The following is a 12,885-nucleotide window of genomic DNA, read 5'->3' as shown; positions in this document are numbered from 1 at the left end:
TTTCCCTTCCAGATAAAGCGGAAGCTAATTTTTAAGCAGCTTTTCTTCTCGGATAAAGTTCCCCCTTCAGGAAGGGGATCAACCCTCCGGAGCGCTCGTTGATCGCCGTACTTGGGGAGTACTCGCCTTTAGAAAAGCTAGCGTGTTTTTGTAATGGGCAGAGTTCGGGGAAGGAAAGAGTAGGGAAAGGAGATCTAAATGTTTCAGAACTACTGGATATCGTGTCTATATAGAAGATCGGTCCTAAGCGTTGACATCTTGTCGTTGATCGATCACTCGCTCTGGATTTTCTTTCGTACGTTTAGCTTTTTCTTGCTCTTCCAGATCCTGCATTGCTTCGGCAGTCGCGTCCTGGAGATCTTCTAGGGTCTGTGCTGAAACCTTCTTAACCTCACGGCCTACCTTTACACCGATCTTAACGCTTTCTTTCACCAGTAACTTCCAGTTATACAGCAAGATAGCGCCAGAAACCATGCCAAGCAGGTACGATGTTTTTTTCATGATCTCACTTTCCATTCAATTCACAGATCAGATTCTAAAACTCTATAACTCCATCTTAGATCTAGGATCCAGATCGCCGAGCAAGATTCAATTGTACCGAAGTTACGTATATACGAAACCTTCGAGACTGAATCCTAGCGTATCCATCGACATTTCGTAAAGCTGGAAGCTGGAAATATTTGTTGTAGTTATCGTGTTTCTCCGGTGGAAGTCGCTAGGGCAAGATGTTCAATGTCTGGGGGCTGTAGAAACAGAATATGCTTCGGGTGAAGCAGTGGAGACTTGTGCTAGAATCCGTGCTGCCTTCGGTCTTACCATGCTGCTTCCCGAAGGGGACCCTATAACAAGCTGTGAAGGAGTTCATGCCCAATGGCAGAGCAAGAGGTCGAGGAAAAGACTTTCTATAAGGTAGCTAGAAATCACGAAGAACAATATTCCATTTGGCCGGAAGGACGAGAATGTCCACCCGGTTGGCAAGAGATGGGGAAGAGTGGAACGAAGCAGGAGTGTTTGAGCTACATCGAGGAAGTGTGGACTGACATGCGTCCTTTGAGTCTGCGGCAAAAGATGGAGAATGCGACCGAGAATGAGAGAGACCAAAGGCTATCCCGGGAGGATCGGTCGGAAGATTCGCGGGATGATCTCGTCACGTATCTGTCGCAGGGCGAGCATCCCATTTGTGCGACGGGAGGATCTGCGGAGGACTTTCTCGATCGTGTCCGGGCTGGATACGTCAATCTTAAGTTTACCGATACGCGTGGCGGCACAGAGCTCAGGGTTAAGCTCGACGCTAAGGCTAGCGATATGAGTAGGGTGGACTTTACGCAGAGGAAAGGGACTGTGCACCTCGTTGGAGACCTCACTATGAATTTTCGGCCAGTACGGCTAGTTGCAGAGGTAGCTGTGGAATCACTGGAAGGAGTGGGCCGGATACAGGAGAGCTCCTAGATGTCCTGAAAGCTAGAGCAAAACCAGCGTAGGTGCATCTCGAACCTCGACTCCCTACGCAGGTTTTCCATCAAGTCTGGCATTGGTAAAACCGACCCCGGATCGCGGAAGCGCAGGTTTGTTTCTTATCAGAAAACCTGCACATCGCCGAATTGGGATAGGACATAGTAGCGCTGCTTTTGCTCTAGAGTGCAGCAAAGGGGCATAGCGCCTCCAATTCAGGGCTTTTCAAGTCCGCATCTTCGAAGTTTCGGCGGGGGGACAGCCGAAGACTTGCAGCACTTCTTCGCAGATCTGTTGCGGAGTTTTGTCAATTGTATAGATTGTCGCCCGGGCCAACTCGCGATTCGCAGAATGGCGTATATAGTGCGCATTGATTTCTTCTAATTGAGGGCCGACTCGTTGCGCCAGAAAGGCAATGGATTCCTCAAGATCGGGGCTTGGCTGCAAGAGTACGACATTGGCAAACGGGGCCAACGCTGTCCGAATACGGTCATACAGAACGGGATCATCCTGTACGGAATACCCAGCTCCGAAATCGACAATGCAATCACGTGCATCTGCAAGGTGACGCTCCACAGCATGGACTTCGAATGGTTTCCAATAGCGCAAAGCACTTTGTAGTCCTTCCGTTTCGGCCAGGTTGCGAGCTCGATCTTCATCGTAGCCGAGCTCCGCAAAATACTTCCATCGCTGTTTATCAAGCCCACTGCGCTCAACGCCAAGTCTTTCCGCGAGCAGTCGGGCGACGGTGCTCTTTCCGACCTTCATGGGACCTATGAGGATGATTACCATGAGTTTTGCCCTCACGCATCGGGAATGTGTCGATCCAGAATGTAGCACAATCGCACTGGCCCGAATGGGACCACAGAAAAAGATGACGTAACAACAGTTATTGCGCGTCTGCTGGATGACGCCCATAAAGTTACTAACATGAGCACTGAAGTTTCAGGCCATAATGCTATCGTCGCTAAAAAAGAATAAATGATTAAAACTTCTTGCGTGCCCGATGAATACATGCTAGCTTCCCAAGAAGCGTGGATGGGTAGATGTCTGAGAAATCCGGAGCTTCGGATGACTTAGCGACGAAGAAGGTGGTGCGAAGGACGGACTTTTAAGTCCCGAGCGCCGGAGATAGAACTTATTTGACAGATAGATGATAAAGAAACCAACCCTCCCGTGATGGAGACTGTCTAAACTCAACAAGGAGAAATTAATATGGAAACCGAGACCCCGACTGTAAGCGGTGCACCGGTACTCAATAATGGTGTTAAAGTAGCCGGCGAAGCATTAGTGGTGCCTGGTGCGAGTCTGCTTTTGGATGGCAATGTGAAAGGGGCTGCCACTCACATTGTTGCAGCGTTCATCGCACGAGCTCTGCTTGGTCCGGTTGGATGGGCATACATTGCAGCCAACTCCTTTTCTGTGTCAGTTTCAGGCAAGCATTTGCATCAGCAGTTTATCGGCCGATAGTTCGTCATGTGATGCTGGCTTATGCTGATGTCTGACGCTGTTTGCACCATTACGTTCGAAAGCTTCTGCAAAGGTAGAGGGGAAATGTGTCTGCTGTGTTCCTCTCGCAGCAGACACATCAGCCATGCTTGTAAGAGCGCCGGTCTTGGTTTCGCAGGATAGAAGAGTCCGACCAAGCCCTTTCGTAAAGGCATTGAGTATTGAGGATTCGGTACAACAGCTGTGGGGGACCGAACCGGTTTTAGGAGCCATAGCGTTTGATCTCGACCAGTTCCCAAATACAACTTCGATCATCAATCCCAGGGCGCGAGCGTTGGGATGTTGAAGGATTAGTTTGGAATAGTGGTGTCGCGGTAGCCTTAGAGAAAGCCCTCCTGGCGGAAGAAGGGATTCTCTTTGTGCGGGCTAATCCAAACACCGGAAGAGTCTTAATTCGCTTTGAAGTTAGCCGCAAGCTCTCCTGTGGACGGCTGATTCAGATCAATCTTCACTCAATTCTGTTACATAAGCTGCCGGACTCCGGACCAAAATCGAGCAGGAACGCTCTTCTCCGCATTTTTAAGTCATCTCCTCAACTTGGGCAAGCTGGTATTGCCGCGGCGCTTTCAGTTGTCGGTCAAATCGTAACCGTATCGCGACGTGTTCTGTTAATTTCGACCATCAATGCCGCATTAAGTTCTGTCGGTGTCACTGCGGTGGCAGGACCTGGCATTGGAGTCATGACCGCCTGGCTGGTGGTTCTCGTTGCTGCTTCGAGCGTTATTGATCATTTCTCTACTGTTGCCTGGGCGAGGTTGGCGCGCAGCACAGAAGAGGGAATTCGTGAACCTCTTCTGCACCATCTCCAGCATTTGGATGTCGCCTTTTTCGACCGTGAAGGTACCGGTCGTCTCATGAATCTGGTCATTGGCGATGTCGCTACCATTGGGCGCTTTATCGAGGCCGTGGGAGACGAACTGGCGGAGGCGGTCATTAGTATTATATGGGCCGGTGGAATGTTGCTGTGGATTGCGCCTAGCCTGTTCGGGCTCTCTCTTGTCCCTGTGCCGTTTGTCCTGTTCGCGGTATGGGGCCTTGGGCCGCTTGTTACTAAACGCATGGCGGCGGCTAGCAATAGCGCGAAGGCTTTTAATCAGCGGCTGGGAAATAGTCTTGGAGGAATTATTGATGTTAAGAACTTCACTGCGGAAGAGAATGAGGCCCGGAGGCTGGCGGCGGACGGAAGGGCTCTGGATGAAACCTCAGTCAGTGCTGAGTCCGCATCATCAATGCAATACCAGGCTATTCAGGGAATCTTCGGTGCAGGTTTCTCGATTGCCATAGGTTTTGCAGGAACGCTCGTTCTTTCAGGAGAGGTGCTTCCCGACAAAACCCTTCATGTTCTTTATTGGTTCCCAAATCTCATGAGTTCGCTAACGCGTCTTCAGAGCGTACTTCGGCAGTATCACGCTGCGCTCCGAGCGTCTGAAAATATTCTGCGGATTATGGAAATACAACCCAGCATTGTGAACGGCTCCTTGCGGTTACCTCCTGAAACTGCAGAGTGTGAGGTTGAATTCGATCGGGTCACATTTGGTTACAATCCAGGTATCCGAGTTCTTGAGAATGTCTCATTTAGGATAAGACCCGGACAGATGCTTGCTATTGTCGGACCTACCGGATCTGGCAAGAGCACTCTCATTCGACTGCTGTTGCGGCACTATGATGTGGAGGAAGGTTCTGTTCTTTTGAATGGAAAGGATATTAGGGAGCTCAATCTTCAGGATCTTCGTAGAACAATCGGGGTCGTTGGACAGGATGGTTATCTATTCGAGGGCAGTGTGAAAGATAACGTCCTCTATGGGTTGCCTACCTCGTCGTCCGTTCAACTCGAAGATGCTCTTGATAACTCCGGCGCGAGTAGTTTCCTTGCGGACCTTCCCCGCGGAATCGATTCAGATGTCGGGGAGCAGGGCAAGCGGCTGTCAGGAGGACAACGTCAACGAGTCGCGATTGCTCGTGCCCTTCTTAAGAACGCTCCTGTCCTTGCCCTTGACGAGGCCACCTCACATCTAGACTACGAGACCGAGCGAATGGTGCAAGGCTCGGTTCGCAAAGCTGCGGAGGGAAGGACCATGATCGTAGTGGCTCACCGTCTTTCTACGATACGTCGAGCAGACGAGATCGTTGTTCTTGAAAGCGGTAGAATCTGTGAACGAGGCACTCATGATGAGTTGATCCATAAGGGAGGACTGTATGCTTCTCTTTGGATGTTGCAGAATGGCAGTTCGGATAGTTCTGATAGTTAACCGTTCGCTGCCTTCATAGTTCAGGCTCGCGCGGGTTTGACCGGAAGTCAGTCCCTGGATATGGGTGACTCGTAAGCCATTCATCGATCTTTTGTTCAATCAACGACTCGGGAACATACCATGGCTTTTCCATGAGTTCGAGGGTAAGCAACTCTGCAGCACTGTCATAATGAAGGTGAATTCTGAAGCCATGTGCTTCAACGGATCCGCTCCGCTCCGGCAGTGTGATACCCATCCGTTTCTGAATTGTCGCGGCGATTGCCTTGAACTGTTGCGCTTCGATGCCGGACAAAACACGTTTAGTTACTCGTTTCATAAATATTTCTCCTGACTGGGTGCAGCGGTTGTTGTTCGTTCATTTTTGCCTTTAGGAACGTTACTCGCTAAGAAGAAATCCCTCAATACATCACTAAGATACTGTGCTTCGTATTGAGAAAAGAGATAGTAATGGTGCCGATCTTCTTTCTGATGTCTGTTAGTAACTATAGGTAGCCAGAGTTGGCGGCAAAAATGAGCCGGACAAGGTGGGGGCTGCAAGGCATGGCTTCATGCTCAAGGCTGGCAACACTGGAGCCCCTAACGTGCTTGTATCGTGGGGAAATGCAGTGGGGGCTCATTTTGCCACGAGTCGGGGAGCTGGGGATTATCCTGATATCTTTGTCGTTCGTCGCTTCAGTTTCTCAGTACATTTTCCTTCTTCTGCCTCGGTTTCGGTAGACCTTGTCATGGCTGCTTGCTTCATTGAAGTTAATAACAAGCTCTAGTCGGTGCCCTGGTGAGGACGGGTGGGTAAAGGTTACGGTAACTGTTTTGCGAAAGCGAATAAACATGGTGTCAGATCATAAGAGATAACATAAAAGCGATGTTTTTCTGGTTGCGCTTATGAGTATCCACTGTATACTCTCGCAATGCTCCAGCAGAAGCTTTCTCAAAGCCCTTTGTTGTTCCTTGCGCTGGCAGTGTTACTTCCCACAATGGCCAGCGCGCAAACTTCCAAATCTACATGGACTTTCGCTGTCTCCGGGGACAGTCGCGATTGTGGCGATTTTGTTATGCCTGCGATTGCTGCTGACGTAAAAGCTGAAAAGGACGAATTCTATTGGCACCTTGGCGATTTTCGCAAAATGCAGAGTGAAGATCAGGACATGACGGCGATGGATGGGGGGCCGGCGCCCATTGACGATTATCTCAAGCGTGCTTGGGATGATTTTCTAGTTCACCAGATAGCCGCATTTGGAAGTCTTCCAGTGTTCATCGGTAGGGGAAATCACGAAACTCTGCCGGACAGGACGCGAGAGGATTATATAAAGAAGTTTTACGCTCTCCTTGATCGTCCGGAGATAGCTATGCAACGCAAGATCGACGCGGGACATAATGTTGATGCGTCATCGGTGGAGCCGTGGTATCACTGGACCCACAATGGCGTTGACTTTATCAATATGGACAATGCGGATATGGACGAGTTCACAACTCAGCAACTCCATTGGCTACGTTCTGTACTTGACTACGATCTATCGCCAAAATCGGGAATTACGACAATCGTGATGGGTGCACATGAAGCACTGCCACATTCTACGGGAGTGATACATGCGATGGATGACTGGCCTCGTGGCTCACAGACAGGGGAGGTCGTATATCAATGGTTTTATGATGCTCAGGCTGCAGGGAAACGAGTGTACCTCCTGGCAAGTCACTCTCACTACTATTCTCCCAACATCTATCGCACCTTGTATTGGTATCAATACTCGAAACAGTTTGTCCCAGGGATCATCATCGGCACGGCGGGAGCGCACCGCTACCCCCTGCCGCAAGGGGCAGACGACAGCTCCGAAACGATGATCTATGGATATCTGCAAGGAGTAGTAAATTCGGATGGAACAATTGAATTCAAGTTACACAAACTGAGCGAGCAGGAGCTGCTGAAATCCAAGTGGTCAACTGCACCGGACGAAGCGATCCACGAATGTTATGTGAAGAACGGGGGATGAGGTTTTCTCGATGCTCCCCGAGGCTTGGATATTTGTTGACAAATAGAGCGAGGACGACACGAGATGAGCGCGACATGAAAATCTGCCACATTTGTCACTTCCACGCCGTTCGATAACAGGATCCGTATTTGTGCATGTTCCCGAGACGGTCGGTGTCATAACGGGGAGACAATGAACGGTTGTCAAGATTTGAGGAGATTGAGGCATAGAAGAAGGGGTTTCATGCCCCGCGACTCCCATATCTTCGATACTCTCATTGTTTCACTATTGCCTCCAATGTCGCTGGACATCCACTCAGCTCTTTCCCTGTAAAGTAGAGAGAGGTTGCTTAGCACTCCTGCAGTGCGGGCCTCGCCTTCGTGTATCGCGAATCGCTAGATTGATATGCTCATCAAAAGCAGTATCCAATTCAGGTTCCTATATGCCACCTGAATCGGCGCGACACCGATGCCGTTTGCGGCCTTACCGATTGTGCGGAGGGTGCGAACCGGGCAAGTAGGTAACACTTTCGTTCAGATAAAAGGGCAGTACTAGAAGGAATGCCCAGGAAAGAGACAGATGTAGTGGACGAAAGGATGCGGTTTATCTACGACCAGCAGAGTGGACTGTGGACGATGGCAGAGTTGTGCCGACACTATGGGACTGCCCGCAAGACCGGATATAGCAGGTTGAAGCGGTATTTAGAAGAAGGCTCCCGGGGATTACAGGATCGTCCGTGCGGGGCAAAATGCCATCCGAATCAAACCGCAGCAGCAGTGGAGGAACAGATTTTAAAGCTGCGGCGAGAACATCCCAGCTGGGGACCGAAAAAGCTACGAGCTTATCTATCCAGCCGAAAAGCAATTCGCAGGCCAGCGTTAAGCACGATTGGAGAGCTATTGCGACGGGAAGGGTTGAGTAGTCCTCCTCGCAAGCCACGGCGTAAAACCCCTCCGTACACTCGGCCATTTCATAACGTCGAAGAGGCAAATCAAGTCTGGTGTGCCGATTTTAAAGGATGGTTTCGGACTCAAGACGGAGAGCACAATGATCCGTTAACCATTACGGATGCATCCAGTCGCTACTTGCTGCGCTGTCAAACTTTATCGTTGCTTGTCGCGAATATGGATTGCCACTGGTAATCCATACCAATATCGGAGCACCCTTGCCAGCACGGCCATCGCCGGTTTATCGCGACTGTCGATGTCCTGGATGAAATTGGGGATTCAGCCGGGAAGAAGCCTGTCAGGACATCCGGAGCAAAACGGACGACATGAGCGAATGCATCGCACCTTGAAAGCGGAGATGGTGTGTCATCCAGCGGCAAATCGCCGCGCCCAGCAACGGGTCTTTGATCGGTCGAGCAAGGAATACGACGAGCAGCGTCCGCGGGAATCTCTCCTAAACCCGGCGAGATTCCCCCAATTCCCACAGCTGTTGCGGCTGTTTTTGCTTCGACTTTATCTCGATGTTAATCTTCAACCTTGGATGACCGGCGAAAAGGCAAAGCTGGGCCAAACTGTCACAGTGGCGTATACAACCACAGACAAGAGCGGCAAAATCGTTACCACTACGATCTCTGTTGTAGTTAATGACAGAGGGCCATTCAAGGTTGATTCCAACAGTCGAGCAGTTCATCCGCTTGAGCCACATCCCAGTCGAATCATCGACTTGACCCTAACTGCTTTTACAAAACTGGTTGGAGGCTGCAGGGCTGGAGTAGTTCAAGTGACAGTGAAGGTGCCCAATGAATAACAAATCGCTGAATAGGCTTTACCTCCTCATCTCGCTCGCTGTACGAGTTCTTTTCAGTGGCGTGAGAGCCCAGTGCCAAATTGTTTCTATTTCGGTTCCGATGTTGCAGCTTTCAAAGAATGAGCGCATTGTCGGATTCGAAGTTCACGTCCGCTCAAGAAGGATCGCAGCATTGCCAAACCTGCCCATCGGGTGTAATACCTCGGTGGACAATGATCCGTAGTGGAATACTGTCATCAAAGGATCGATAGACGTGGGCGCGGCAGCTATGGACAAGGACTTTCTCCGAAACTTTATGGTTGTTCAAGTCGAGGAAGATGCACCGTCCGATATGCCTCTTGACTTGCAGGGTGAGGTCATCGTGACGTCCGACTTCACTTCAGAAAAGCGAATCAAGCTCTCGATGAAGGATTTTGCCATCAAGACAACAACTGGGCATTGAGATAATGTTTAGCGCTCCCATGCCATCTGAAAGTGCAAAAGGTGGCAAAGCTGGCGCGCCGCAACGTGGCGAATTGAGTTCCGAAAGACTGAGCCAGGTTGCGGGGAGGGCCGTTGCAGTAGGCCCAACAGCAGGAATAAAAGGCAGAAGTCGATATGGTGAAACTGTTGGCCTTGCTCCCCAGAGAGCTGCGAATGCCGATCCCAAGAAGAAAAGCCCTTACGATTCCTTTACCTGGAACCAGACTTCCACTCAGCAATCTCAGGATGCCCGTCAAAACACCATGGATATTTCTGATCGGAATAGCAACGTAAAGAAGGCGACTACCTCAGACAACCCGATTGAACAACGAGTGTGGAACGTCAACATGGATGCTGCGATGTACCGCGTGAAGATAGGACATTCATTGATAAATAAGTTCGCATTATCTCTATTATTTACCGTGTTAATAGCGCTGTCTGGTCTGGCTCAGCAAGAACAAACAACGGAGCAGGTTACGCTTGCCCAGAGGGTGGCTCGTCTCGGAGCGCATGGAAACGACGATATAGCGGATGTAAAGCAGTTGACATCTAACCCGCGAGCCAGCACGGAGCTATTGATCGCTGGTCTCCATCTCATTCCTGATTCTGACGAGCCTGCAAAAGCAGACAAACCTTCGATGGAGTATGTTTTATGGATGATCCGCGGACTCCCGATATATGACGGGAGACATTGACTTCTGTGCCCAGAGTAAGCATGTTTTCAGAAACTCCGAAGCGGAGAAAAATCGTAAATACTGGTTGACTTTTCACCATAACGAATGAAACCTGTGTACGAACGGGGACATAGGTAACACATTGAACCGGGCAGATCGGTAACACTATCGATGTCCGGATTTTGATGAAAAGTTGTTTCCGAGAAGATAATAGCAGCCGCCATCGGAGCTGTGGGAATGGGGGGAATCTCGCCTTCCTTTGGCGAGATTTCCAAGGGGCAGAGGGAAGGGAGGAAAAGCTGTTTTTGCTTTTCCTCCCTTCCCTCTGTCACGTCATTTCCATAGCTCTTAGTTTTTCGCCTGCGTATGTCGCGTTCTGGGTAGCGCTAGCTAGTACACGTAAGTCGTGGCTGTCAAAGCGACCGACCGGAAGTTTGCCAAAGTGGACAAGCCAATAACGATCGTCAATCGGTTCCAAACCTACATCTTCGCCAGCTAACGCGTGAGTCAGATAGACAATCGGGATAGGGGGAACGGTCACCCATTCGCCCCTCCCACACCACCGTGCGTACGGGTCTCGTACACGGCGGTTCGGCGGTTGTGCTAAGTGGCAGTCATCAGTGATGGCTGTCCACTTAGCAGGGCTTTCGGTTTCGCTGCTCGCCAGTGACGACTCGGTCCCTTCCTCTTCGGACCTCAGGGCTTCACCCTTCCCTCCGCGAGTGAAGGCCAGTAACATCTGTAGCTGGTTCTTCTGCCGCTTGTCGCCTCTGAGACTCACGTCCTACTTGCCGCTCCTTTACCCCCTTTCGGGGACCGTTGGGGCCTTCGCCTTACGGCTGTCGGGTCGGAGGTGGCGCATCGAGCTGCCTCGATGCTGGCCACCGTCCGCCGCTCAAACCGTGCATGCAGTTTTCCCGCACACGGCTTTCACGAAGACTCAACGAGTCGAGGACGCAAGAGAAGGAATCAATCCGATCAGATTTACCAGCCCAAACTGGCCATAGAGCACCGACTCCGGCAGTTGCTTCCAACCACAGTTGCGCCAGCGCCTGAATCGATGCGACCAGATGCGTCGCACGATCCATCGGTCAAGTTGGTTGAAGAGTTTTCGGACGTGGGCTCGCTTGTAATACTCGCCCCAACCTCGCAAGAGCGGGTTCAGCGCTTCGATCAACTGCTCAGTCGCCAGAGGTGCGCGCCGCTTCGTGCGCTGCCGCACCTCATCCTTGAAACGCCGGATCGATTTCTCGCGCGGATAGGCATACAGCCCACCCGAGCGAACCTGACTACGGATCTTAGCCGCAGGAAGATAGAGCCTCTTCCCACGCTTGATCATGTAGCCGAGGAACTCGAAGCCATACTGGACGTGAACGATCCGTGTCTTTTGCGGATGCAGTTCCACCCCCAGTTGTTTCAGGATGCGACGCGCAGCGTCGATGGCTGCTCGCGCCTCTGCCGCAGACTTGCAGGTGATCACCCAGTCGTCCGCGTACCTCGTCAGCTGATATCCCTTGTGCCGCATCTCCCGATCAAACGGTGTCAGGAGGATGTTGCTGAGCAAGGGTGAAGCCACCCCGCCTTGAGGAGTCCCGCGCTCGGTTGGAAAGAACCGCCCTTTCCCATAGCTTCCGGCCTTGAGCATTGCCGCGATGAGACGCAGCACACCGCCATCAGCTATCTGTTGGGCTACAAGGGTCAGGAGTTTCTCATGGTCCACCGACCCAAAAAAGTCTTTCAGGTCCGCATCCACGATCCACTCGCTGCCACTGTCGATCTCTTTCCAGACTTTGCGCAAGGCGTCTTTCGTCGTTCGCCCTTGCCGGTATCCATAATTGGCGTCATCGAATACCAGCTCGAAGATCGGCTGCAGCCGATTGAGCAGCGCTTGCTGGCATACGCGATCATAGATCGTCGGAATGCCGAGCACCCGAAACTCTCCCGGTTTGCCCATCTTTGGGATTTGCACCTGCCGCACAGGTTGCGGTTGATAAAGCCCCTCTTTCAGTTCGCTTTGTAACCGGCCCAGATTCTGGCCCAGTTGCTCATCGAAATCCTTCAGAGTTTGTCCATCGACTCCTCCGCTGCCCCGGTTGGCTTTTACTCTCTCCCAGGCCATCTCCAGGTTCTTCCGCTTGTATACCTTGTCGATTAATGAATGGACCTTCTTTGCTCCCGCCGGGTTGATCCAGTCCACCAGTCTCCTCGGACGCGGATGTACGGGTTTTTCACTCATGGAACTGATCCTCCTCCCCGCCCTTACTCACTGGTCTTCTTTCTCTGCCCAGCCATCTTCGTCGGCTGCCTTCCCCGACCCATTTCTGTCGCCGGTTGCCCGGTCACATGGCTTTCGCCATGCTTCTGGTACTTTTCAGCCGTCCGACTACTGACAGTGCATCGCTCGCCATTTCGCTCACGCTTATAGGTCCGCTTACTCCGGTGCCGCCCGGAGACCCTGCCAGTCCTCCTGAGGTCACGCACTGTTCTTCCATACCGTGCCGTCCGCAAACACCTTGGTGCGGTGGGTGAATGAGAACGCCTTCGCCTCCATAGTGCAGGCTCGACCTTGTCCCACCTTTGGCCGACCGGTTCATCGGCGGGGCAGCCCCCATCGATTACGGCCCGGTACTTCTCCTCATGCCCTTCGGATTCCACCTCGCGATGGACACCCTGCCCTCCGCAGTGCCAAACTCGCACTGCGGCCAGCGAGTCGTTACTCCCGCTTTCGGATATGGTTCCCCTCATCTGGGCGCCAGAGGGACTTCAACCCTCCTGAACAATGCGCTGCTCAGCGCACACTATGCCCTCTGCTGACTT

At 51.7% G+C, this 12,885-nt stretch carries 15 protein-coding genes; 9 read left to right on the top strand and 6 right to left on the bottom strand.

Annotated features, from left to right (window positions below; all coding sequences use genetic code 11):
- Window positions 1-243: 243 nt before the first annotated feature.
- Window positions 244-501: a hypothetical protein gene (locus AC6I7T_RS00545; RefSeq protein WP_497788238.1), complete on the bottom strand. Its 258-nt coding sequence runs from the start codon at window positions 499-501 to the stop codon at window positions 244-246.
- Window positions 502-870: 369 nt separating this feature from the next.
- Between AC6I7T_RS00545 and AC6I7T_RS00540 the strand changes: the two genes are divergently transcribed.
- Complete coding sequence (locus AC6I7T_RS00540; RefSeq protein WP_497788236.1) at window positions 871-1,449, top strand: MbtH family NRPS accessory protein; 579 nt, start codon at window positions 871-873, stop codon at window positions 1,447-1,449.
- 228 nt (window positions 1,450-1,677) lie between these two features.
- On the opposite strand, the gene AC6I7T_RS00535 is transcribed toward AC6I7T_RS00540, so the two are convergent.
- A complete protein-coding gene (locus AC6I7T_RS00535) occupies window positions 1,678-2,244 on the bottom strand; it encodes a shikimate kinase (protein WP_497788234.1) in 567 nt (188 codons plus the stop codon).
- Between the two features lie 423 nt (window positions 2,245-2,667).
- Between AC6I7T_RS00535 and AC6I7T_RS00530 the strand changes: the two genes are divergently transcribed.
- Together AC6I7T_RS00530 and AC6I7T_RS00525 are read left to right on the top strand one after the other, a co-directional pair.
- Window positions 2,668-2,922: a DUF6072 family protein gene (locus AC6I7T_RS00530; protein ID WP_497788233.1), complete on the top strand. Its 255-nt coding sequence runs from the start codon at window positions 2,668-2,670 to the stop codon at window positions 2,920-2,922.
- 257 nt (window positions 2,923-3,179) lie between these two features.
- Complete coding sequence (locus AC6I7T_RS00525) at window positions 3,180-5,210, top strand: ABC transporter ATP-binding protein/permease (RefSeq protein WP_497788232.1); 2,031 nt, start codon at window positions 3,180-3,182, stop codon at window positions 5,208-5,210.
- A 13-nt stretch (window positions 5,211-5,223) separates the two neighbouring features.
- Here the strand turns inward: AC6I7T_RS00525 and AC6I7T_RS00520 are convergent, their stop codons facing one another.
- On the bottom strand, window positions 5,224-5,526 hold the full coding sequence (locus AC6I7T_RS00520; RefSeq protein WP_497788231.1) for a hypothetical protein: 303 nt from the start codon (window positions 5,524-5,526) through the stop codon (window positions 5,224-5,226).
- 736 nt (window positions 5,527-6,262) lie between these two features.
- Here AC6I7T_RS00520 and AC6I7T_RS00515 point away from each other — a divergent pair.
- The 6 genes from AC6I7T_RS00515 (at window position 6,263) to AC6I7T_RS00490 (ending at window position 10,089) form a co-directional block, all read left to right on the top strand.
- Window positions 6,263-7,198 (top strand): hypothetical protein, encoded by a 936-nt coding sequence (locus tag AC6I7T_RS00515; RefSeq protein WP_497788230.1) that lies wholly within the window; start codon window positions 6,263-6,265, stop codon window positions 7,196-7,198.
- Between the two features lie 539 nt (window positions 7,199-7,737).
- Window positions 7,738-8,319: a helix-turn-helix domain-containing protein gene (locus AC6I7T_RS00510; protein WP_497788229.1), complete on the top strand. Its 582-nt coding sequence runs from the start codon at window positions 7,738-7,740 to the stop codon at window positions 8,317-8,319.
- A gap of 70 nt (window positions 8,320-8,389) precedes the next feature.
- On the top strand, window positions 8,390-8,932 hold the full coding sequence (locus AC6I7T_RS00505; RefSeq protein WP_497788228.1) for an integrase core domain-containing protein: 543 nt from the start codon (window positions 8,390-8,392) through the stop codon (window positions 8,930-8,932).
- On the top strand, window positions 8,925-9,155 hold the full coding sequence (locus tag AC6I7T_RS00500; RefSeq protein ID WP_497788227.1) for a hypothetical protein: 231 nt from the start codon (window positions 8,925-8,927) through the stop codon (window positions 9,153-9,155). Before AC6I7T_RS00505 ends, AC6I7T_RS00500 begins: the two co-directional genes overlap by 8 nt.
- A gap of 30 nt (window positions 9,156-9,185) precedes the next feature.
- The gene (locus tag AC6I7T_RS00495; protein ID WP_497788226.1) at window positions 9,186-9,374 is read left to right on the top strand and encodes a hypothetical protein; all 189 of its coding nucleotides are present in this window, start codon (window positions 9,186-9,188) and stop codon (window positions 9,372-9,374) included.
- Window positions 9,375-9,393: 19 nt separating this feature from the next.
- Window positions 9,394-10,089, top strand: a complete 696-nt coding sequence (locus AC6I7T_RS00490) for a hypothetical protein (RefSeq protein ID WP_497788225.1) — start codon at window positions 9,394-9,396, stop codon at window positions 10,087-10,089.
- A 307-nt stretch (window positions 10,090-10,396) separates the two neighbouring features.
- Here the strand turns inward: AC6I7T_RS00490 and AC6I7T_RS00485 are convergent, their stop codons facing one another.
- From AC6I7T_RS00485 to AC6I7T_RS00475, 3 genes are all read right to left on the bottom strand, one after another.
- Entirely contained in the window at window positions 10,397-10,849 is a 453-nt protein-coding gene (locus tag AC6I7T_RS00485; protein WP_497788224.1) for a hypothetical protein, read from the bottom strand.
- Window positions 10,850-11,008: 159 nt separating this feature from the next.
- On the bottom strand, window positions 11,009-12,304 hold the full coding sequence (ltrA, locus tag AC6I7T_RS00480) for a group II intron reverse transcriptase/maturase (RefSeq protein WP_497788223.1): 1,296 nt from the start codon (window positions 12,302-12,304) through the stop codon (window positions 11,009-11,011).
- Between the two features lie 103 nt (window positions 12,305-12,407).
- Window positions 12,408-12,662, bottom strand: a complete 255-nt coding sequence (locus tag AC6I7T_RS00475; protein WP_497788222.1) for a hypothetical protein — start codon at window positions 12,660-12,662, stop codon at window positions 12,408-12,410.
- Window positions 12,663-12,885 lie beyond the last annotated feature (223 nt).

It is taken from the genome of Humiphilus diazotrophicus, assembly GCF_059726315.1.
Note: the sequence above shows the minus strand (reverse complement) of the source record. Positions and strands in the feature narration are given on the sequence as shown.